Source organism: Scytonema hankhaensis NUACC26, from assembly GCF_045865695.1.
GTDB lineage: Bacteria > Cyanobacteriota > Cyanobacteriia > Cyanobacteriales > Nostocaceae > Scytonema.
This window is the reverse complement of the sequence record NZ_BAACAP010000237.1, coordinates 72,704-92,226: the sequence shown is the minus strand read 5'-3', so window position 1 is coordinate 92,226 and position 19,523 is coordinate 72,704. Positions and strand designations below refer to the sequence as shown.

The 19,523-nt window shown below is 37.2% G+C and carries 17 protein-coding genes and 1 pseudogene; 6 read left to right on the top strand and 12 right to left on the bottom strand.

Annotated elements, in window-relative coordinates:
• Positions 1 to 423: 423 nt before the first annotated feature.
• On the bottom strand, positions 424 to 3,120 hold the full coding sequence (locus tag ACKTT2_RS38740) for an MHYT domain-containing protein (protein WP_407896472.1): 2,697 nt from the start codon (positions 3,118 to 3,120) through the stop codon (positions 424 to 426).
• Positions 3,121 to 3,778: 658 nt separating this feature from the next.
• Here ACKTT2_RS38740 and ACKTT2_RS38735 point away from each other — a divergent pair.
• The 6 genes and pseudogenes from ACKTT2_RS38735 (at position 3,779) to ACKTT2_RS38710 (ending at position 9,810) form a co-directional block, all read left to right on the top strand.
• Entirely contained in the window at positions 3,779 to 5,167 is a 1,389-nt protein-coding gene (locus ACKTT2_RS38735) for a 3' terminal RNA ribose 2'-O-methyltransferase Hen1 (protein ID WP_407896470.1), read from the top strand.
• Positions 5,168 to 5,245: 78 nt separating this feature from the next.
• A complete protein-coding gene (locus tag ACKTT2_RS38730) occupies positions 5,246 to 6,010 on the top strand; it encodes a tRNA(His) guanylyltransferase Thg1 family protein (RefSeq protein WP_407896468.1) in 765 nt (254 codons plus the stop codon).
• Between the two features lie 220 nt (positions 6,011 to 6,230).
• The gene (locus ACKTT2_RS38725) at positions 6,231 to 7,277 is read left to right on the top strand and encodes an RpnC/YadD family protein (protein WP_407896466.1); all 1,047 of its coding nucleotides are present in this window, start codon (positions 6,231 to 6,233) and stop codon (positions 7,275 to 7,277) included.
• A 35-nt stretch (positions 7,278 to 7,312) separates the two neighbouring features.
• Positions 7,313 to 7,564: a hypothetical protein gene (locus ACKTT2_RS38720; RefSeq protein ID WP_407896464.1), complete on the top strand. Its 252-nt coding sequence runs from the start codon at positions 7,313 to 7,315 to the stop codon at positions 7,562 to 7,564.
• Positions 7,565 to 7,762: 198 nt separating this feature from the next.
• A pseudogene (locus ACKTT2_RS38715) lies at positions 7,763 to 8,455 on the top strand (AAA family ATPase); the annotation flags it as partial.
• A 77-nt stretch (positions 8,456 to 8,532) separates the two neighbouring features.
• The gene (locus tag ACKTT2_RS38710; RefSeq protein ID WP_407896462.1) at positions 8,533 to 9,810 is read left to right on the top strand and encodes a tyrosine-type recombinase/integrase; all 1,278 of its coding nucleotides are present in this window, start codon (positions 8,533 to 8,535) and stop codon (positions 9,808 to 9,810) included.
• Between the two features lie 437 nt (positions 9,811 to 10,247).
• Here the strand turns inward: ACKTT2_RS38710 and ACKTT2_RS38705 are convergent, their stop codons facing one another.
• The 11 genes from ACKTT2_RS38705 to ACKTT2_RS38655 form a co-directional block, all read right to left on the bottom strand.
• Positions 10,248 to 10,859 (bottom strand): SprT-like domain-containing protein, encoded by a 612-nt coding sequence (locus ACKTT2_RS38705; protein ID WP_407896460.1) that lies wholly within the window; start codon positions 10,857 to 10,859, stop codon positions 10,248 to 10,250.
• A 441-nt stretch (positions 10,860 to 11,300) separates the two neighbouring features.
• Positions 11,301 to 12,134, bottom strand: coding sequence for an adenine nucleotide alpha hydrolase family protein (locus tag ACKTT2_RS38700; RefSeq protein ID WP_407896458.1), 834 nt, complete (start codon positions 12,132 to 12,134; stop codon positions 11,301 to 11,303).
• A 61-nt stretch (positions 12,135 to 12,195) separates the two neighbouring features.
• On the bottom strand, positions 12,196 to 12,417 hold the full coding sequence (locus ACKTT2_RS38695; RefSeq protein ID WP_407896456.1) for a hypothetical protein: 222 nt from the start codon (positions 12,415 to 12,417) through the stop codon (positions 12,196 to 12,198).
• An 85-nt stretch (positions 12,418 to 12,502) separates the two neighbouring features.
• Positions 12,503 to 12,970 (bottom strand): hypothetical protein, encoded by a 468-nt coding sequence (locus ACKTT2_RS38690; RefSeq protein WP_407896454.1) that lies wholly within the window; start codon positions 12,968 to 12,970, stop codon positions 12,503 to 12,505.
• Positions 12,967 to 13,119, bottom strand: coding sequence for a hypothetical protein (locus tag ACKTT2_RS38685; protein WP_407896452.1), 153 nt, complete (start codon positions 13,117 to 13,119; stop codon positions 12,967 to 12,969). The genes ACKTT2_RS38690 and ACKTT2_RS38685 overlap by 4 nt, the downstream gene beginning before the upstream one ends.
• 102 nt (positions 13,120 to 13,221) lie before the next feature.
• The gene (locus tag ACKTT2_RS38680; RefSeq protein WP_407896450.1) at positions 13,222 to 14,271 is read right to left on the bottom strand and encodes a hypothetical protein; all 1,050 of its coding nucleotides are present in this window, start codon (positions 14,269 to 14,271) and stop codon (positions 13,222 to 13,224) included.
• A 51-nt stretch (positions 14,272 to 14,322) separates the two neighbouring features.
• Positions 14,323 to 14,631 carry a hypothetical protein gene (locus ACKTT2_RS38675; protein ID WP_407896448.1) on the bottom strand — a complete coding sequence of 103 codons (309 nt, stop codon included), beginning with the start codon at positions 14,629 to 14,631 and terminating at the stop codon, positions 14,323 to 14,325.
• 6 nt (positions 14,632 to 14,637) lie between these two features.
• Positions 14,638 to 16,509, bottom strand: a complete 1,872-nt coding sequence (locus ACKTT2_RS38670) for a hypothetical protein (protein ID WP_407896446.1) — start codon at positions 16,507 to 16,509, stop codon at positions 14,638 to 14,640.
• A gap of 284 nt (positions 16,510 to 16,793) precedes the next feature.
• Positions 16,794 to 18,047 (bottom strand): hypothetical protein, encoded by a 1,254-nt coding sequence (locus tag ACKTT2_RS38665; protein WP_407896444.1) that lies wholly within the window; start codon positions 18,045 to 18,047, stop codon positions 16,794 to 16,796.
• A gap of 30 nt (positions 18,048 to 18,077) precedes the next feature.
• A complete protein-coding gene (locus tag ACKTT2_RS38660; protein ID WP_407896442.1) occupies positions 18,078 to 18,890 on the bottom strand; it encodes a hypothetical protein in 813 nt (270 codons plus the stop codon).
• 24 nt (positions 18,891 to 18,914) lie between these two features.
• Positions 18,915 to 19,418 carry a hypothetical protein gene (locus ACKTT2_RS38655; protein WP_407896440.1) on the bottom strand — a complete coding sequence of 168 codons (504 nt, stop codon included), beginning with the start codon at positions 19,416 to 19,418 and terminating at the stop codon, positions 18,915 to 18,917.
• Between the last annotated feature and the right edge of the window lie 105 nt (positions 19,419 to 19,523).

The window sequence follows — 19,523 nt, the reverse complement described above, 5'->3', positions numbered from 1 at the left end:
ATTTTTCATAAGAGATATTTTGGCATAAAAAAAAATTCCATAAAAGCTCTTCCACATAATTTTTTTTTCAAACAATCAAAAATGAAAAAAATAAAAGCCACAAGCGCGAATATATCTTGCTTGCAGCTGAACCGCTATTATCCCCATTTGAACTCTCTATATCCTAGATTTTAAACCATAACTAAGAGATTTTTTAAGTAGGAAAAGTAGGATAGTTACTATATTTTCAAAAAAATTTAGGTTAAAAAGTAGGAAAAATATTAAAAAATAACATATTCTTATATATTTAACATTTATAGAAAATTGACTATTCCTGCCTGATATATAGGACTCCTATTTGATTCTTGAACTATACATAGGTAGGGCTTTAGCCCACCACATAAGGCTTTTGTGCGGCATAGCCCTACCTACAGTACTTAAAAACTAGTCACTGGTTACTGCTAAAACCTGCTCTGTTTTGAAAACACCAACAGAAGCCTGGAACTCTTGAGCCATCTCAACAGTTTGTAGTAAAGAAGTAGAAACCTGACGAGATAAATCGCTTGTATGCAAAGAACCTTCAGCAATTTGCTTCATCAAGCATACCACTGCTTGAGAAGTGGCTGCTTGAGAAACGGTAGTATCGGAAATAGAATGCAGTAAATTATCAATTCGGGACGAAAAATCTAATATCTCACCAAGCTGAATCTTGGCATCTCTAACACACTCAGTCCCATCTACAACTTGTGTCAATCCCTGTTCTACAGCTTTGATTGCGGCTCTTGCCTCTAACTGAATATTATCGACAATTTGTTCGATATCTTTCGTTGCTTGAGCGGCGCGAAGAGCTAATCCACCGACTTCTTCTGCAACTACGGCAAAGGCTTGACCTTCTGCACCAACTTTTGCGGCTTCAATACTCGTGTTAATGGAGAGGACGTTGGTTTGCAAGGCAATTTGGTTAATCAAGGACACGACTTTGGTAATTTCTTGAGATGCTTCACCCAATCTCTTAACTTTTTTGGCAGTCTCTGAAATGGTCAACCGCAAGTTCATAATACTATTAACAGTACGTTCCATAACATTTTTTCCTGCTTCGGCAGTTGTCGATGCACTGCGAGCCATCTCTGTTGCTTGATGAGCTTTATTTGCCACATCTTGAATTGACAGCGCCATAGAATCTAATGATTCTAAAATATAGTTAATCTCTTCGGCTTGTTCGAGTGCTTCATCTGCTAACTCGTGCATTGCTTCTGAATTGTTTCCAACTGAAACGTTTACTTGTTGGGCTGTATTTTTTACAGATATGACAATTTGTTGCAGGCTTCCAATGATGAGATTGAAAAAGTCGGCTATGACTCCGATTTCGCCTGTTGCGATTTCTGCACGCACGGTCAAATCGCCTTTACCAGCTTCTTGAACGTCATTGAGCAGTTCTACGACTTGTCTTTGCAAAGTCTCTTTACTGGATTGCAATTGTTCTTGTGCTTGCACTCTGTCTGTTATATCTGCTTGCACTCCAATGAAATGACTCACCTGTCCCGAAGCATCTTTCACTGGTGAAACTGTCAATTGATTCCAGAAGGATGTGCCATCTTTACGATAGTTCTTGATAATGACTTGGCAATCACGTCCTTGTTGTAAGGCATCGCGTATTTCTCGAATAGTATTGGGGTCTGTGTCTGTTCCTTGCAAAAAGCGACAATTGCGTCCTATAACTTCTTGGGGAGAATAGCCTGTAGTGGTTTCAAAAGCTGCATTGCAAAAGATGATGGGATTGTCTGATTGCCTTGCGTCGGTAATAATGATGGCATTACTTGCTGCAGCGATCGCGCGATCGCGCAACCACAAAACTTCTTGTGCCTCTCGCAATTCGTGTAACAGATTTGCATGTTCTATGGCGATACTGACTTGAATTGCTAACTGCCCGAACAAATCGACTTCCGACTGCTGCCAATTCCGAAATTTAGAACATTGATGACCGCACAATAAGCCAACAAGGCGATCGTTAAACACAATTGGTGCAACCACATTTGCCTTCACTTGAAGGTTTTCTAAAATTTCTCGGTGGCAATCTGTAAAACCTACTTCGTAAATGTTATTTGTTGCTCTCACTCTTCCATTTTTGTACAACTCCCTACAGTGTTCATTCATTGGATCGTTCAATGTCTTACCTAATGTTCGCATCCAAGTACCTACAACAGATTCGGCAATAATCGTGCCACTCCAATCAGGCTTGAAGCGATAAATGACAACACGATCTATATTTAATGCTTGACGAATCTCATTGACAGCCGTGTTGAGCACATCATCTAAACTCAACCATCGTCGGATTCGGAGAGTCATATCTGTAAATTGTTGCGATCGCAAAGCATCTGCTTGTTGCTGTTTAAGTATTTTGGTTTGAGTATATAAATGTCTATCTACCAGAGAAGTGAGTAGTGTAAAACCCAGGATGATAAAAGTTGCCAGTCCTAAACAAATGCCTAACAGACCATCATCTGTTTGAACTTCTTCTACAAAGGCAACTGTCTTGACTAACTTATTAGGTGTAAAAGAAGCAGCAGCCATACCCGTATAATGCATACCGGAAATAGCAATTCCCATTGCGATCGCACTAGAAATCTTCACAAAGCTGCTAGCCTTGGTTTTTCGGGTGTAAAAGCCCAGCCATAAGGCTGTAATTGAGGCAGCAACAGCGACAATTAAAGAACCTGCAAACCAAAAAGGATCGTACTGTGTCTTTGCTTCCATCTGCATTGCCCCCATACCCGCATAGTGCATAGAGGCAATACCCAAACCCATGAACACCCCTCCAATTAACAACCTCCCAAAGCCTAAAGCTGGGCTACTTACTAAGAAAAGTGCGGCTCCTGAAGCAATAATTGCAGGTAGGATTGAGAAAAGAACTTTACTGAAATCGTAGGAAACAGGTGTTGATAGGCTGAGGGCTAACATAGCAACAAAGTGCATCGACCAGATTCCAATGCCAATTGCGATTGCACCTCCAATTAACCAAGCCGTCCTAACTTTTTTACTGACAGCACTCATGTGTCCGGCTAAGTTTAACCCGGTATAAGAAGCAAAGATCGCGAGCGCTATTGATAATACCACTAAATTTGGGTTGTAGGTGCTATTCATTAATTTTCCCTGATAGTTGTTGGTGGTTAGTTGTTATTTGTTATTTGGAGCGTTAAGCCTTGTGCCTGTGTGTACAGCATTTTGCCGTCAATGAAATACACATTTAGCGAAATAAAACTTATGGAGTTGGCATCCTGACTGTCCTTCCGTTCCGCTAAATTTTCCTACCTCCGATATATTTTTTCTTTATGTCTTCCCCTATTAGGTAGATTATCTTTGAATTAAGTCTTTATAAAATTAAAATGATATTGGGTTAAATTCTGGATAAATGTCTTCCTCCATTCGGTAGAATTATATCTGAATTAAGTATTCATAAAGTTAAAATGATATTTGGTTAAATCTTAGATAAATTCTGAACTTAGCAGCATTAACTGTTGCAAGTAGCTGCTATTATTACATGAATATTTTTTGGTTAAAATAGATTTTTTTTTAATAGTTCAAAGACCTAAAAAATATATAATTTATCGAAAGAATAGATATACAGCATTTTTCAGGTAAGTGCAACAAAGCAAAATATATCTGGTGGTTCGGGAGCAGTATCTCATTTTCTCTACTGACAGCGATCGCATCTGTTAGTTATAACTGTGAAGTTATTTGATTTGTAGAGGTGTTTTGGAGTTTTTGTAGTATAATGTAATATAAGTTTTACTAAAAGAGAATGCTCCTGACCATCACCACTACGCACAACCCGACAACCGATCTAGGTTACCTACTACACAAACACCCAGATCGCTGCCAATCCTTCTCCCTTTCCTTTGGACAAGCACACATTTTTTACCCAGAGGTAAGGGAAGACAGATGCACGGCGGCGTTGTTATTGGATATCGACCCAGTAAAGTTGGTGCGGGGACGTGGTACAACTTTAGCGGAGTATGTGAGCGATCGCCCTTATGTAGCATCTTCGTTTTTTAGTGTTGCGATCGCACAAGTTTTCAGTACAGCCCTTGCAGGGCGGTGTAAAGAAAGACCAGAGATAGTACAAACACCCATACCCCTAGTCGCCAAACTCAGTGTCTTACCGTGTCGGGGTGGTGAAGTTTTTTTGCGACAGTTGTTTGAACCATTAGGTTATACTGTCGTTGCCGAAAGTCATCAATTAGATGAAGAATTCCCCGATTGGGGACAGAGCCGATATTACACCGTAAAATTGCAACATACTTTACCTCTGACCGATTTACTCAGTCATCTATACGTACTCATTCCTGTTTTAGACGATGAGAAACACTACTGGGTCAATGATGAAGAAGTAGAAAAACTGTTGCGTCATGGAGAAGGATGGTTAACAGCACATCCTGCAAGACAAGAAATTACCCGTCGCTACCTAAAACGACAGCACCGTCTCACCCGTTCTGCTTTAGCAAAATTAGCAGAAGAAGACCAACCCGATCCAGATTCCATCCAAGAAAGCCATGCTGAGGAAGAAGCAGAAGTAGAAAAGCCCATCAGTTTAAATCAGCAGAGGTTAAATGCAGTTGTAGCCGCTTTAAAAGAAAACAGTGCAAAGCGAGTTATCGATTTAGGCTGCGGTCAGGGCAGCTTAATGAGGGTACTACTTCAAGATAGCTTTTTTGAACAGATTACAGGTGTAGACGTATCCTATCGTTCCCTAGAGGTTGCACGAGAAAGATTAGACCGCTTGCGCCTACCAAGAAACCAGTGGAACCGGATGCAACTCTTTCAAAGTGCGCTGACTTACCAAGATAAGCGTTTTGTCGGATACGATGCAGCCACTGCGATCGAAGTCATAGAGCATCTCGATTTACCCCGTCTTGCAGCCTTTGAGCGATCGCTCTTCGAGTTTGCCCAACCAAAAATAGCTATAGTCACCACTCCCAATATTGAATACAACATCAAATTTGAGAACTTACCAGCAGGAAAACTACGCCATAAAGACCATCGTTTCGAGTGGACCCGTCAAGAATTTCAAACTTGGGCAAATTCCGTAGTAGAACGTTTTGGTTACACAGTGCAATTTCAATCAATTGGACTAGAAGATCCAGAAGTAGGTTCGCCCACACAAATGGCAGTGTTTAACAGTGACCAGTGACCAGTGACCAGTGACCAGTGAGCACCCAACTAACAGCTAATAACTAACGACTAACGACTAACAATTAACAATTAATAAATGAAATTTGATGAACTAGATAGCAAAATGCGGGTCTTTGAGACAGCACACGACCATTGTGTACTGCCCGGACTTTATATAGTAGCAAGATTAGATGGGCGTGGATTTACTCGCTTGACTAAGGAAGTTCATCAATTTGAAGCTCCTTATGATGAAAAATTTCGTGACATGATGCTAATAACAACTGAATATTTAATGAATTGTGGAATAGATATTATTTATGGCTATAACCAAAGTGATGAAATTTCTTTACTATTTGCTCGTAACGAAAGCACTTTTGGTCGCAAATTAAGGAAACTAAATTCGGTTTTAGCAGGAGAAGCAAGTGCCAAGTTTTCTTTACTTCTTGGCGATATTGGTGCTTTTGATTGCCGCATATCTCAACTTCCCAATATAGAAGAAGTTGTCAATTATTTTCGTTGGCGACATGAAGACGCTCATAGAAATTCCTTAAACTCCCATTGTTACTGGAGTTTGCGGCAGGATGGTCATAATGCTACTCAAGCTACCAAAAGACTTCAGAATATGTCTGTTGCGGATAAAAACGAACTTTTATTCCAGTACGGTATTAATTTTAATCAATTACCCAACTGGCAAAAACGAGGTGTGGGATTGTATTGGGAAGAATATGAAAAATTGGGTTACAATCCCATGATTGGTGAAGTTATTCCCACCACACGACGGCGTATTCACTATGATTTTAATTTGCTAATGAAGGATGAATATAGTGAGTTTTTACAAAAGTTGTTAATGGCTAATGGTTAATCTATATTTATGTACCCGTTTCCTGCGCTATCTTGAGGAACAGCAGATAGCATCTTCTCGCATTTATATAGCACGAGCGACAAAAACAATGCTGTGTGCGTTACATAAATATTGCATTTTAATGATTCTTGAAAAATCAAAAAAATGTATAAAGCTTAAATTTTTTACTACTATTTAATCGTATATTTAAATGAACGCTAAATAAAAATTTTTAACATCCATGACTGATAATAACGAAGCTAACAAAAATAATGAGAATAAATATAAAAAAACACAAACTAAATATGATTCTCCGTGGAAAGACATTTTACAAACATATTTTAAAGAATTCATGCAGTTCTTTTTCCCTGCTGCACACGACCTAATTGATTGGACAAAAAAAATTGAATTTCTTGACAAAGAACTGGAAGAAGTCACCAAAGACGCAGAAATCGGGCGTCGTTTTGCAGATAAGTTGGTAAAACTCTATTTAAAGAATGGTGAAGAAGAGTGGCTGTTAGTGCATGTCGAAGTTCAATCTCAAGAAGAGTCGGACTTCGCTGCACGGATATATACTTATAACTATCGAATCTATGATAGATATAAAAAGACAGTAGTCTCCCTGGCAATTCTTGGTGACAGCAACCCAAATTGGAAACCATCAGAGTTTGGTTACAGTTTATTTGGCTGTACATTGAATTTTCAATTCCCAGTTGTTAAATTAGTAGATTATCAGCAAAGATTATCCGAGTTGGAAAAAGACAACAATCCCTTTGCAACCGTAGTGATGGCACACCTGGCAGCACTCAATACTACCAGCAACCGTGACGAGCGGAAAGTACAAAAACTAGCATTGGTAAGGAGATTATACGAACAGGGGTTAAAAGAACAAGATGTGATTAATTTATTTGCTTTCATTGACTGGATGATGACGCTACCACCAAATTTGGAAGCAGAGTTTAATAGAGAAGTAAAACAACTGGAGGCAAGACAAACTATGAAATACATCACTTCTATAGAACGCAATGCAAGAGCAGAAGGCAAAGAGGAAGGTAAAAGGGAAGGCAAAGAGGAAGGTATAAAGGAAGGGAAAAAGGAAACCCTGCTCAAGGCTATATCTTTGGGATTAAGGCTGAAGTTTGGCAATAGTGGTCGAAATTTATTACCAGAAATTGAAGTTATCGAAGATATCAATATTTTAGATGCCATCTTAGAAGCGATAGAAACTACAGATACAATAGATGAATTGCGGTCCATCTACCAACTAACAAATGGAGATAAGACTTAGTATGAAATGAGTAACTTCTGGAGGCAAGACAAAGTATGAAATACATCACTTCCATTGAACGCAATGCAAGAGAAGAAGGTAAAGAAGAAGGGAAAAAGGAAGGCAAAGAGCAAGGGAAAAAGGAAACCCAGAACAAGGCTATATCTTTGGGATTAAGGCTGAAGTTTGGCAACAGCGGTCGAGATTTATTACCAGAAATTGAAGCTATTGAAGATGTTAATATTCTAGATGCCATCTTGGAAGCGATAGAAACTACAGATACAGTAGACGAATTGCGGCAAATCTAACAACCAACCAATGAAGGCAAGACTTAGCCTGAAATGCGTAACTTCTTTTAAGCAAAATGTAAGGACTCAGTAATTACTATTTGTGACAGTTGGGGTGCGGAATCGAGGTTAATAGCTAATGGCTAATTCTTACTTTAGTAGTAATGCCCACCTACTAACCAATCGCCAATCCCCAATCGCCAATCCCCAATCCCTAACATGAAAATAACACTCCCCGAATTATCTCTCGTCGTTCTTATCGGAGCTTCTGGTTCCGGTAAATCAACATTTGCTCGTAAAAACTTTCAGTCCTTTGAGATATTGTCTTCCGATTTTTGTCGTGGGCTAGTCTCTGATGATGAAAACAACCAAGCTGCAAGTTCTGATGCTTTTGATGTGTTGTACTATATTGCAGCTAAGCGCTTGGCTGTGGGTAAACTCACTGTTATAGATGCTACTAATGTTTACCCAGAAGACCGCAAAAAATTAGTTGCATTAGCACGAGAATATCACTTTTTATCTGTAGCGATCGCTTTCAATCTCCCAGAGGAACTTTGTCACCAACGCAACCAACAAAGACCAGATCGTCAGTTTGGTTTTCATGTCGTGCGCCGTCACACTCAGTTTCTCAAACGATCGCTAAGAGGTTTGGAAAAGGAGGGCTTCCGCTATGTTTATATTCTCGATTCTGTGGAGGAAATAGAATCTGCAGAAATTGAACGCCAACCACTTTGGAATAATCTCAAACACGAAGTCGGTCCTTTTGATATTATTGGCGATATTCACGGTTGCTGCGATGAGCTTGAAGCACTGTTACAAAAGTTGGGCTACGAGAAAGACTTGGGAGACTCCCCCACTTACTACCATCCTGAAGGACGCAAAGCAATTTTTCTAGGTGACCTTATAGACAGGGACGCAATAATATAATATTCTAGTGTTTCCAGAGTTATCAGATAACTCATTCCACAAATCTACTAGAGGTTTACTAGATGTACTCCAAACAACGTAATACCAATACTTCCAGCAAATTAGCCGATGTAAGAGTAGGTGTAGATAAAGGTTCCTTGCGGCTACAGTTCTCAACAAGGATAAGTAAGAAGTTTTACCAAAAACCTCAAAAGTACGTAGGATTAGGCAGAAGTGATACGCCCGAAAACAGGATATACGCTGAAACTATAGCAAGAAAGATACAGGCTGACATCGACTATCCCGATGGAGGAATGTTTGACCCTACGCTAACTAAGTATTTAGACGTTAAACCTGCGCTTGCATCTGTTACTATGCTGCCTACGGCTAAGCCGATACCTACGCTAGGTAAGTTATGGACAGATTATGCTGACTGGAAGTTTAAGACAGAACAAATAGGAGAAACAACTTATATAAAAAGATATCAAAAATCATATCCTAGAATGATGACTGATTTTCTGAGTCAATCTTTCGACAGAGAAACTGCTGATAAACTGATTGAGACTCTTGTTCAAAAGAAAAAATGCAAGTCAGAAGTCAAGCTTTTATTGAACATTTTTTCAGCTATGTGCCAATGGTATATTGGTAAAAAAATTCTGACAGAAGATTACTTTTCAGAAATTAAAAAATTTTACAAAGTACCTAAAAAAAGTAAGCAGCAATCGGAAGAAGAAAATTTTCAGGCATATACAATAGAACAGAGAGACTTAATAATTGAAGCTTTTAGGAATTGTTCTAGACCTAATACAAAGCATTTAAGTGATTTAATTGAATTTTTATTCCTTACAGGATGTAGGCATGGTGAAGCTTTTGCATTGAGATGGAAGAATATCAAATTTGATAAAGGCTGTATTGTTTTTGATGAAAGTTATGATACTAAAACAGGAATAACTAAAGATACTAAAACAGGAAATACTAGAATATTTAGATTAAAAGGGATGAATAGGTTAACAAACTTGTTAATCAAAATGCATGGTAATGGCAAGGATGATAATGAGTTAGTTTTTAAAACATTAACTGGTCAACAAACAAATAGCCGTGCAATAGGAACAAATTGGTGCAAAAGTTATTCAATCAAGAATGGTAAAACCTATATTTATGATGGTGTGGTAACAGAATTAGCTAAACAAGGATTAATACCATATCTCAAGCCATACGCTACACGACATACTTTTATCAGCATTCAAGCTAACAATGGATGTAACTTAAAATTATTAGCCGATATGTGTGGTAACAGTGTAGATATAATCATGGAACACTATCTACAGCTAGATGATTCGGTAATGATGAAAGACATTTAGTTAGCACACCTACAAAACACATATTATGAAAGCTAGGTTAACAGCCTAGTTTTTTTGTTGGTAGTATGGACACTCTTTAGCGTATATTTCAAAAAAGTCTTCCATAGAATACCTATGAAACGATTTCTTCTCTAACTTATTTGGGTTGCCGTCTTCAAATAACGAGTCTCCTGCATATGGACATTCTAGATAAACTTTGTATGGGTTGTTTTCACGATAATAACATTTAAAATAAACGCACTTTTTGCAATTCTTCTCTGACATATGCTTATCAGTATAATTCACTATTATAATACAAGCTAAGTTAAACTAGTTGACAAATCAACGCATAGTAATTAGTATATAAACTAGGTGTAATAGCCTAGCTTTTTATTGAAAAATAGAGTAGAGTGAAAAAAAGAATAAATAATATATATATATATATATATAATAAATAACTATTCTTCTGGTTTCATAATAAATGGCTGCAACCAGTCAGGTATATCACCAATACAATTACCACAAATACTAATTATTCCAGGTTTACTTTTAATGCTGGTACTGCACTGTGGACAAGTGTAAGTAACTAACTTAGTTTTAGGTTTCTCTTCTAATTGATAAGCATAATCGGAAGGAATATCAATTGACGTAACATCTATATTTTTGCTAACTTCCATAAATTTACCATCCTGAGTAATTTCTTGTTCGCTTGAGTATTCATCTGGAATAATCAAACCTAGTGTTTCTGCTTTAAGTCTAAACTCTTTATTGTGTTTGTGCTTAGGTGGTTTAGATTCACCATACTTGTACTGCCAAAAATGAATCATACCATGCACAAGCATTGCCAACCAAGTTTCTTTTGGTTCAACTAATAATTTTTCGTTAATCAATATTTCAGAATCAGGGGGATGCCCTACGCCATTCCATTTATGGTGAACAAAACTGATGTTAGTTTTGCGAAGTGGCGCAACTTTTACTTGTATGTCGGAACCAAGCTTACCATCAAACAACTTTTCGTCTAGCTCATGGTAAATCTTGAATAGTTCACCTGCTTGAGTTATAGCTTTCATATGCCAATTTTGAAACACGTTGTTTAAATTATAGTGACAAAAATCGGAAATATATTTCCGAAAAAATATGAGTCCGGCAAAGACTCAAAATAAGGTACGTGTTTCAAATGATTTGTGTTCATTGTAAGATAGTTTTCACAAAAAAAACCGGAAGTATATTTCCGATTTTTACGCAAGAATCAGCATTTCAGCCATAAAAGTTGGAAAGTGCATTCCATTTTCGGAAATATATTTCCGATTTTCAATTAACGGTATCCACGAATATATGTTGCATATAGTGTATTGTTCAGATTTATCAGATAAAGTTATCCGATAACTCAGAAAACTATTGTTATCAATACTTTACGGCATTAAAAAAGCTAGCTCATATTTACTCGGCTAGCAATTATCCAATAACCCCTAAATTTAAAAACAGCTACAACACTTACTACATAAAAGATATCAAGTATTGCATACCCCTTGGCATTCATCTGCCCACAAGTCAGGTTCACCCTTAAATTGCACTTCCCGCAATGGAGCACATGAGCGATGAAGGTAGCACTGTGCGGTAGGTTGATTTCCCTCTGCTCTGTCTCGCCAGAGCAGAGTATTACGTATGCGCTCATCTTGCTGACAAGCTAATTCAAAATCGCCTGGGTGCTTGTACTTTAGTTCTAGCCATTGGGCATCCCCTTGATATGGGCATAGATAACACCTGGATTTAGTTGGAGTCCAGTTATGTTGCTTGCAGTAGTCCACACAATCATCCCGTGACATTCCCAATTCAATTAATGGATAGCGTGTAACGAAACCAGTGCCTTCACTGGTCTTGACTCGTTCCGGTTCATCGGTGCTAATTCCTAACCATTGGGATATGGTTGGGTACTTTAGTTTTTTGCGGGTTAAGTGGAACGCCTCGCGGCAAGCCTTCTGCACTGCACGAATCTTAAATTCACTGGTACATTGGCGTTTAGCCATGGAAAGTTTACCGTCAGGTTGCTTAATGTAAAACGGATAAAGTGGATTGTAATCACCGGAACCATAACAGTGATTAAGTATGCTGCCATTGGACACTATTTGAATTTCAAAGTGTAATGACTTGAAGCCCATCATATGCACGAGTGCCTTGTAAGTGGATGCGGTCTCAGCGCCGGTGTCAGCAAAAAATACTTTATCTGGCAGTTCGCCCATTGCTTCTAATAACTTGCGCGGCTCGTGCATGAGCATTAAATAGATAGCTGAAGACTGAACACCGCCGCCGAATGAAAAAGCACAGTATGGTAATTGACCTAGCATAAATAATAAAAAAAGCACTAATGATAGTGCTTTGCTCTCTGTTGTACAACTCCGTCTTAATTTAACTATCGGCTTTTGTAAAGTCAAGATAATATTCCTTGCCTATTTCAAAGTAGCCAGTAGCAGAGCCACCATTAATGAACATTTCAAGATTGCCGTTAGGTGTTGACTTGTAAAATTGCTCATTTTCAAAACTACCAGTTAATACAGGTGACATAATAATTTTCTTGCCTGCAATGTTGGCATATTCAGTAATTGAAGCAACAGTAAATTTAGCTCGCATATTCTTCTAAGTTGTTGGATAAAGTTATCTGATAAAAATGGATATTACATAATATCCACTTTTTACATGAGTGTGTTGTTTAAGTTTAACCACGACTGTAGTTAACTAGCAAGGGAATTTGCTTAATTCCTCTTTCGCGTTGTGATTTTATAGCTTGTCTAAATTTCTGCCAGTGAGCATTCACTACACCAATACATCCAGCAGTACCGGGGGCATTAGCGTCACGATGAATTTCAATGAGCGAGCGTTTAATTCCATTAACTATAAACTCTCTTGGTAACACATTAAAGTATTCACCTTCTATGCCTTTTAAATTAGTTGAAAGTTCAACAGTATTCACAGCATAATGGTCAAGTCCAGCCATACTAGCTTCTGGTATTCCACCACGTGCAACCACATCTAAATCATCTACAGTTTGATGCCCAATAGCACCGCTACAAGCTTCCACTTCACAAATAATTTTGGTAGCATCAGTGTCAATCAATAGTAATCTACCAGTTAACAAGTTACTGGATTTTCTTAGTTGACAGTGATAAAAAAGTAATGGTTTCATAATTCACAACTCCGATGTACGTTATTCCGAACTTGCTTAGTAATAGCAGTATTCTTTTCAATTTCTCGTTTGTGGAGAAACATTATCCACATTTGTACTAATTGAGATAGTGCTATCATTAGTTCAATAGCTTTTAATTCTTGTTCCATAATATCGACCCTCTACATTTATAAGTGTAGAGGGTATTTCTTTTTATACTCTATGTACTAGTACTGTACTAACTATGTTCATTTAGAAGTTTTACAATTGCTTTAATCTTTCTTTGTATTTGTACTCTTCTTTTCTGGATGCCTGTTATTGTTACCCTTGCCTTTTTTAGATTGAGAATCTCCTTGTTTGTCTATATCGTTGTCATCATCATTAAATAAAAGCTGAACTTCAACAGGCTGTCCTAACACTTGACGTTGCATGAGTGAATAAGCAGCTAGCTGTGAATCTAAATTATTAGCAACAATATATCCAGCCTCCATACAACTGTCACCAAATTCTTCTAATGCATTCTCAAGAAAAGATTTCCATCCAGGGTCTTTAATTTTTTCTATCCTTTTCTCAATAATGTCTTGCTGAATTGTGAATGACTTACGGTTAGATTCGCCCCAATGCTTCCAATTGTCTTCACCAATCATTGCTCGTACAAATTGACTGAATGGATTGTCAGGATTCTTTTTTAAAAACCGGCGAGTGCTCATAAACTTATTCGTAAGTTCAGCATTAATTAAAGTTTGAAAAGCTGTCCGCGCTATACCGTTGACGTGTCCCAATATCTCGCTCTTAGCTTCATCGTCTAAATCTTTCATAACAGCCGCGCCGACTGCTGGATTAAATGCAAAAGCCATTGCACCTGGAATAGCACCGCATACTAAATATCCAGTAGCAGATCCAACAGTAGTGCCAAGTAAACCGTAGAATGATTTAATTCGATTTTCTAGTGCTTCGTATAATTCATTATCAGATTGATTAATATTAAAGTTAAGAATAAAATGTGTAGTCGATATTGCTATCGTCCAAATAGTTGTGAGTAAACCTCCAACGAATCCAGCTAATATCATTCCAGCAGTAAGAAAGCCAGCTATCCGCATTCCAAGGAATCGTCTAAATCCTATTTTTTTTGAACCTGACTTAATAACGTTTACGCTCGCTTTTCCAGCTTTACGAAAGCCAAGTTTTAATCCTGTACGAGCTATTAACTTTCCAACTTTCTTGACTGCAAATCTACCAACAGTTCGCTTACCTATTTCCCAAGCTACTTCAACAGCAATAAGTCGAGCGGCTGCAATTATAATTGGTAATACAAATATCATATATTCTCCATAATAAAAGTTATTAGACAAAATTATCCAATAACTTACGGTTTATACAACTCTATCTCTATTATTTGGATCGACTACTACAGCACGTCTAATTTTAATGTCTTTTCGACCTTTATAATTGACTATTTCCTCTGTGCGTTCGCACCAATCATCAAACTTTTTAAATTTTTTAAACCTGATTGCATTGCCCTTAACAACACTTTTTTCAAGTTCCTCTTGCTTAGCTAGCTTTTTACCCAGGCTACCGCCTAGTTTTTTACGGTTAGCCAAAATATCTGATAGCTCAATGATATTTTCAACTTTGTTAGTCAATCTTCTTTTAGTCACTTCTTCCGGTGGTTGTTTAGCCATTTTTATTCAATCCTTATCTACACGTTGGTACATTATTGCTCTTAGTATACTTGCCATTTGCAGCAAGTCTACTAACTGGTCATGTAATGAGTTCTTGCCATTCCAGTCTTCATAAACAAATCTAGAAGTTCCATTTTGTAAATATTTTATAGCATCTTCTTTTTCCTCTTCCTTAGCTTCTTGGTTGTCGCCATAATCAGCAAATCCGTCAATGCCTTCTAAAACTCCAATTCCATTACCTAAATTCTTGCGCTTAACCATTCCAGGAACATTGATTGCAACATCTATATCCTGACTCTTGGTAACTGTTGGGTAATCTAGATAATCTTGAATATCTTCTGTAATAGCTACATTCCTGCATACCTGAGTCTTAGTTTGAGCTATTTCAGTCAACACTCTATAAATGGCTTCGGTAATAATGTTTATTTGCTTGGCAGCTTGAGCATTAATTACAATTAACTCTTTCAGTGTTTCCGATATATTAGGTAACACAATCACTTCTTTTTCTTCTCCTTCTTTTTCTTCATATTCAATAACTTGATGAAAATGACCAATTAATGCACTATCCGCTTGTACTTTCCATGCCAGGAATTCTGTTAGTGTTTTTAATTTTTTTTCTTTATCCTTTGGGATAAAACCGTATAGCTCATCAAAACCATCTTCATGATGTGGGTCAACTAAAGTTTCTGGTACGGTTACAGGAAAGTTAGCAATACCAATAATGCGATTAGCTATTTCAACTCTGTCAGTTGTTAGCTTGTTTGATTCAAATAAAGTTTGTGGAGTTTTTTTAGCCTGCTGACTACCTTCTCTATCAAGGTCTTCATCAAATATTATTATTTCTTTAGGTGTGCCTATTCTCTTTAGAATAAGTCTAAGTAATTGTTCTATGTTATTGTTATTTGGACAGCAACTCATATTTTTACAGCATTCATCTAATGGTGGTGGTATTGTTGGATTCCAATTGCCACAAGTTACAATTGATTTCCAAATTTCAATTTTACGGTAATAGCTTTCTCTGTTTAATCTTTCATAAAATTCATTTTTTACTTTTATGCTACTGTTGTAAGCATAATTAATACCTCTTTCTTTCCATTGTTCAACCCAATCGTAATCAAAAGCGACTAATACAGAAACGTGTAATTGTGGTTGCGGATATGGTAACTCAGCCCATAATTCACCGTAAGGTCTTCCTGATAAAGGATGCCCTAGGTAAGGATAAAGCAGTTGTGGGCTATTGTAATGAACATAAAGTTCGCAAATTTCTTCATAAAATTTATGTGTTTGCGCTTCTAATGATTCGCTAACGTTCCCACCGTGATACTGTAAAAAAGGAATATTTTGAGTTATTTCAAGACTGGCTTTAAATGTTAAACGTACTGCGGGATTACCGTTAACTTGCAATGGATATTCAATATTAATTAATTGTCGTTTCCACACCATTAATCTTTTACATAGACCATAATTTGAATCATGTTCTTCATAACGTTCATCATATTCTCTGTAAACAATACAGCAAGGAAAAACACATTCTGTTGGCTTATCTGGAAAATTTAATGGTTCTATTTGTGGTGTCTCTGGCTTGGAAGGCATTAATACACATTCCGGATTCCTCCATACAAATGTTGAAATTAAAGTTTTAATTTGGTTATTCATGTTAAGCAACCCACGCCTAACAAAATAAACTTTGGTTACTCTATTACATTCATCACCTGACGTTTCAGTTTCATAAGTCCCTGTTGGGCTAATGATGTCATTGTCTGACATTTCAATATCAGGAGTAAACATATCCCATATGTGAAGTGCTAATCCTCCAAGGTTTCCACCCGGTGGTGAAGGATAACTTGATGGTGAATCTGTTCTAACTTGTCTAACCATATTTATCAGATAAATTTATGTGATAACTTTTTAGAATGTCCATGTATATCTAACTATTAATCCTCTGTTTCTGTTATTCAATCTCATGTACTTCTGCTGCATGATTTCAAGTTCAGTTTTAGTTGGGTACTTGGTTGGACATTTAAAATCAGCAATGTCATTAATGTAAGTAGCCATAAAGTAGTAGTTAAGTAACAAATGAGTAGCAAGGTTATTTCAGCTTTTCAACCTGTTGCCTAATGAAAGCTATTTGTACAACTGGAGAATGTTGGCTAAAGGATTAGTTAGTAAACTTTAAAAGTTTGATTGGCAGCATCGCTAATCGCTTTAATTTCTGTGTCGGTTATATCTCCAGAATACAAAGCAAGCAAGGGCATCCATCCGGAGTATCTAAATCCGGCGTTAGCTCCTATATAAGTGTTGTCACTGTTAATAGGTTTATTGCTAGTGCTTACTATCACTTTATTGCCGTTCATCCATAAAGAATTTTCGCGGCTATTGACGCTAAATGTCCAAATTCTGGTCAATGGATTGGAAGCGTCATACGCAGGAACGGTAAAAGCTGTCGTAATGTTTCGACTTCTACCATAAAAAGTAGTACCACTAGTTCCATAACTCATTTCAAAACCATTCGCGCCAGTAGTTCCAATTCCAATACAACATAATCCTGTTGCGCCAGAGTTACGCCTTTCAACAACACATCCAGTGATATAACCTTCATTACTCCAACCAAGATTCGCTTGGAACCATTGAGAGCCATTAAAAAGTACTCCAGGTATTGTGTTATTACCAAATATACTCGTCTGTAAGGTTGGTCTAGTAGCCGAGCCTCCACTAGCATTTAAATTGCTTATTGTATCAATCCAGGTTTGGATTGTTCCCCCATTAGCAATGCCTGAAATATTGCCAGAATAAAATAATTGCTTTAATTTATTTGTTGGCAATGATAAAGGTTGAATTTTACTAAATGCGGACGAAGGAAAGCTTAACCATCCTATTGTTGAATCAATAAATATTAATTTTGTAGTTGACGCTTGTGTTAAAGCATCATCAAAAAACAATAAATCATTTAAGTTAACAGAATATCCATTTATTTTTGATATCCCTGTTATTCTGCAATAGTTAGAAGCAAATATTTTTTTGATTTCAAACTCTTGATTGTTAGTAACGTTAGTGGGTACAGATAATATCAAATCTCCATTACTCGTGTCTACTAAAGTTTTCAAGACCATCTCACTATTTGCATTCCTTCTAGTCCATTGAAGACTTAGGCTTTGTGATAATCCTGTAATATCAGCAGGCAAGTGAGTATGCCCAACTTCTGATTTGTTAGCAATTTGACCCTGTAAGTTAGTGTCTGTTTGCTGCAACCCACTTACTGTGTTGGCTATATCCAATGAATTAGCTTTGGCATTTATTTGGTTTTGCAACCCACTCACTGTAGTAGCTGTGTTACTAAGTTGTGATTGTAAACTCTCTATCTCAGCTTCCAGCACAGAAGTATCAACCAAGTTAGATGAAACATTGCGTATTGTCATAAGTTATCCCACAAATTTATCCAATAAAAATCAATAAGTACATTCCATGCCTGTTAGTGTTGCTGGTTCTTCTGAGATTGCTGATATTGCTCCCTTCCATACCCCCGAACTAATATCCATCTCAAAAGAACTTCCGAACGTGCTAAGGAGTATACCTTTACCCAATTGTGCAGTATTACCCAAACTGAGATAAATAGGCTTGCTACCAGAATTAACAAGGGCAATCCGACCCCTAGTGCTATTCGCTGGAAGTATAACTTGGCTCGTGCTGCTAATGTTCCAAGATTCGTCTGTACATAGCGTAAGTTCTGACCCTTCATATCCTACCCATTCCTGTGTGTAACTTCCGTGTATTGTAATAAAGTCGTTGCCTTGTAGCACACCGTGACCTACGTCTACAACTTGAACGCCTAATTTACCGTTCTCTCCAAGTTCAATTGCAAGATTAGGCGTGTACAAATCTTGTAAGTTGTAAATCCTATATGGGTAACCTGATGGGTTAAGCAGCGAAATAGCTCCTACTTTTTGCCAAGGCTGTCCAGTTACCCCTATAAATAGGTCAAGCTGTTTTCTAGCTGAACCCCATTCAATATCTAACATTTTGTAGGTTTTGTCAGATTCGCTATCCTCCAATGTGTAATTTGGAAGTCGCACGGGCGCTAAACTTTGAATGATTGCAAATGCTCGAAAATTTTTGATAAACACATTCAAATTTAACTTAGTACTACCGGGAACAGTCGGTAAATTATTGTTAGCTTGAAATACTGTAATTACACCTGGATTGCTTGTACTGTCTAGCCTATGACTTATTGTTCCTACAAATGAATGTTCTATTTTTTTCATTTATCGCACAAATTTATCTGATAACTACGAGAGATACTCTTTTGCACTAAATACAGTATTGCCATTGCCATCAATGGTCATTAATACAGGTAAGTTGTTCACTGTTCCGCTATATGTCATTGCATCAGTATCAATGCTCGCTGTTACAATGCTATTGCCAGATAAATTTTTTGTTGGGTCATTTTCTCTGGTTTGGATGTATGTAATTATTTCAATTAAATATTGTGCTGGATTTGTAGACTTAAAAGTTCCACTAGAACCAGGGTCAAAACCAGAGGTAACCAAATATTCTTTTGCAACTAGCGTAAGCTCGCCATTGCTACCAATAGTTTGGGTAACAGGTATGTTGAACGTACCATTAAAAGCAAAAGTATTAAAGTTAAAATTTCCCTGTATATAATCTTTGCCAGATGGGTTAACCGTTGTATCGACCTCTTTTACTTGCAAAAATGCCATTAACTCTAATAATTGCCCTTCTACTGTTGTAGTTTTTAATGTTCCGTTATTACCTGGAATAATTGTTGTCATTGAGTTTTAACTTGTTAATAAATAAGTTATTAGATAACCAAGCGGTTTAATGACACAGTTATAGCAAGTAAACAATTTTGTGTAAACCCTTTAAGGTTTTTGACT

Coding starts and splice junctions, on each gene's coding strand:
- ACKTT2_RS38725 (WP_407896466.1), top strand. CDS start 6,231: ATGACTGATAATAACGAAGCTAACAAAAATAATGAGAATAAATATAAA.
- ACKTT2_RS38665 (WP_407896444.1), bottom strand. CDS start 18,047: ATGACAATACGCAATGTTTCATCTAACTTGGTTGATACTTCTGTGCTG.
- ACKTT2_RS38670 (WP_407896446.1), bottom strand. CDS start 16,509: ATGGTTAGACAAGTTAGAACAGATTCACCATCAAGTTATCCTTCACCA.
- ACKTT2_RS38720 (WP_407896464.1), top strand. CDS start 7,313: ATGAAATACATCACTTCCATTGAACGCAATGCAAGAGAAGAAGGTAAA.
- ACKTT2_RS38655 (WP_407896440.1), bottom strand. CDS start 19,418: ATGACAACAATTATTCCAGGTAATAACGGAACATTAAAAACTACAACA.
- ACKTT2_RS38675 (WP_407896448.1), bottom strand. CDS start 14,631: ATGGCTAAACAACCACCGGAAGAAGTGACTAAAAGAAGATTGACTAAC.
- ACKTT2_RS38700 (WP_407896458.1), bottom strand. CDS start 12,134: ATGCTAGGTCAATTACCATACTGTGCTTTTTCATTCGGCGGCGGTGTT.
- ACKTT2_RS38710 (WP_407896462.1), top strand. CDS start 8,533: ATGTACTCCAAACAACGTAATACCAATACTTCCAGCAAATTAGCCGAT.
- ACKTT2_RS38705 (WP_407896460.1), bottom strand. CDS start 10,859: ATGAAAGCTATAACTCAAGCAGGTGAACTATTCAAGATTTACCATGAG.
- ACKTT2_RS38695 (WP_407896456.1), bottom strand. CDS start 12,417: ATGCGAGCTAAATTTACTGTTGCTTCAATTACTGAATATGCCAACATT.
- ACKTT2_RS38735 (WP_407896470.1), top strand. CDS start 3,779: ATGCTCCTGACCATCACCACTACGCACAACCCGACAACCGATCTAGGT.
- ACKTT2_RS38680 (WP_407896450.1), bottom strand. CDS start 14,271: ATGATATTTGTATTACCAATTATAATTGCAGCCGCTCGACTTATTGCT.
- ACKTT2_RS38730 (WP_407896468.1), top strand. CDS start 5,246: ATGAAATTTGATGAACTAGATAGCAAAATGCGGGTCTTTGAGACAGCA.
- ACKTT2_RS38690 (WP_407896454.1), bottom strand. CDS start 12,970: ATGAAACCATTACTTTTTTATCACTGTCAACTAAGAAAATCCAGTAAC.
- ACKTT2_RS38740 (WP_407896472.1), bottom strand. CDS start 3,120: ATGAATAGCACCTACAACCCAAATTTAGTGGTATTATCAATAGCGCTC.
- ACKTT2_RS38660 (WP_407896442.1), bottom strand. CDS start 18,890: ATGAAAAAAATAGAACATTCATTTGTAGGAACAATAAGTCATAGGCTA.
- ACKTT2_RS38685 (WP_407896452.1), bottom strand. CDS start 13,119: ATGGAACAAGAATTAAAAGCTATTGAACTAATGATAGCACTATCTCAA.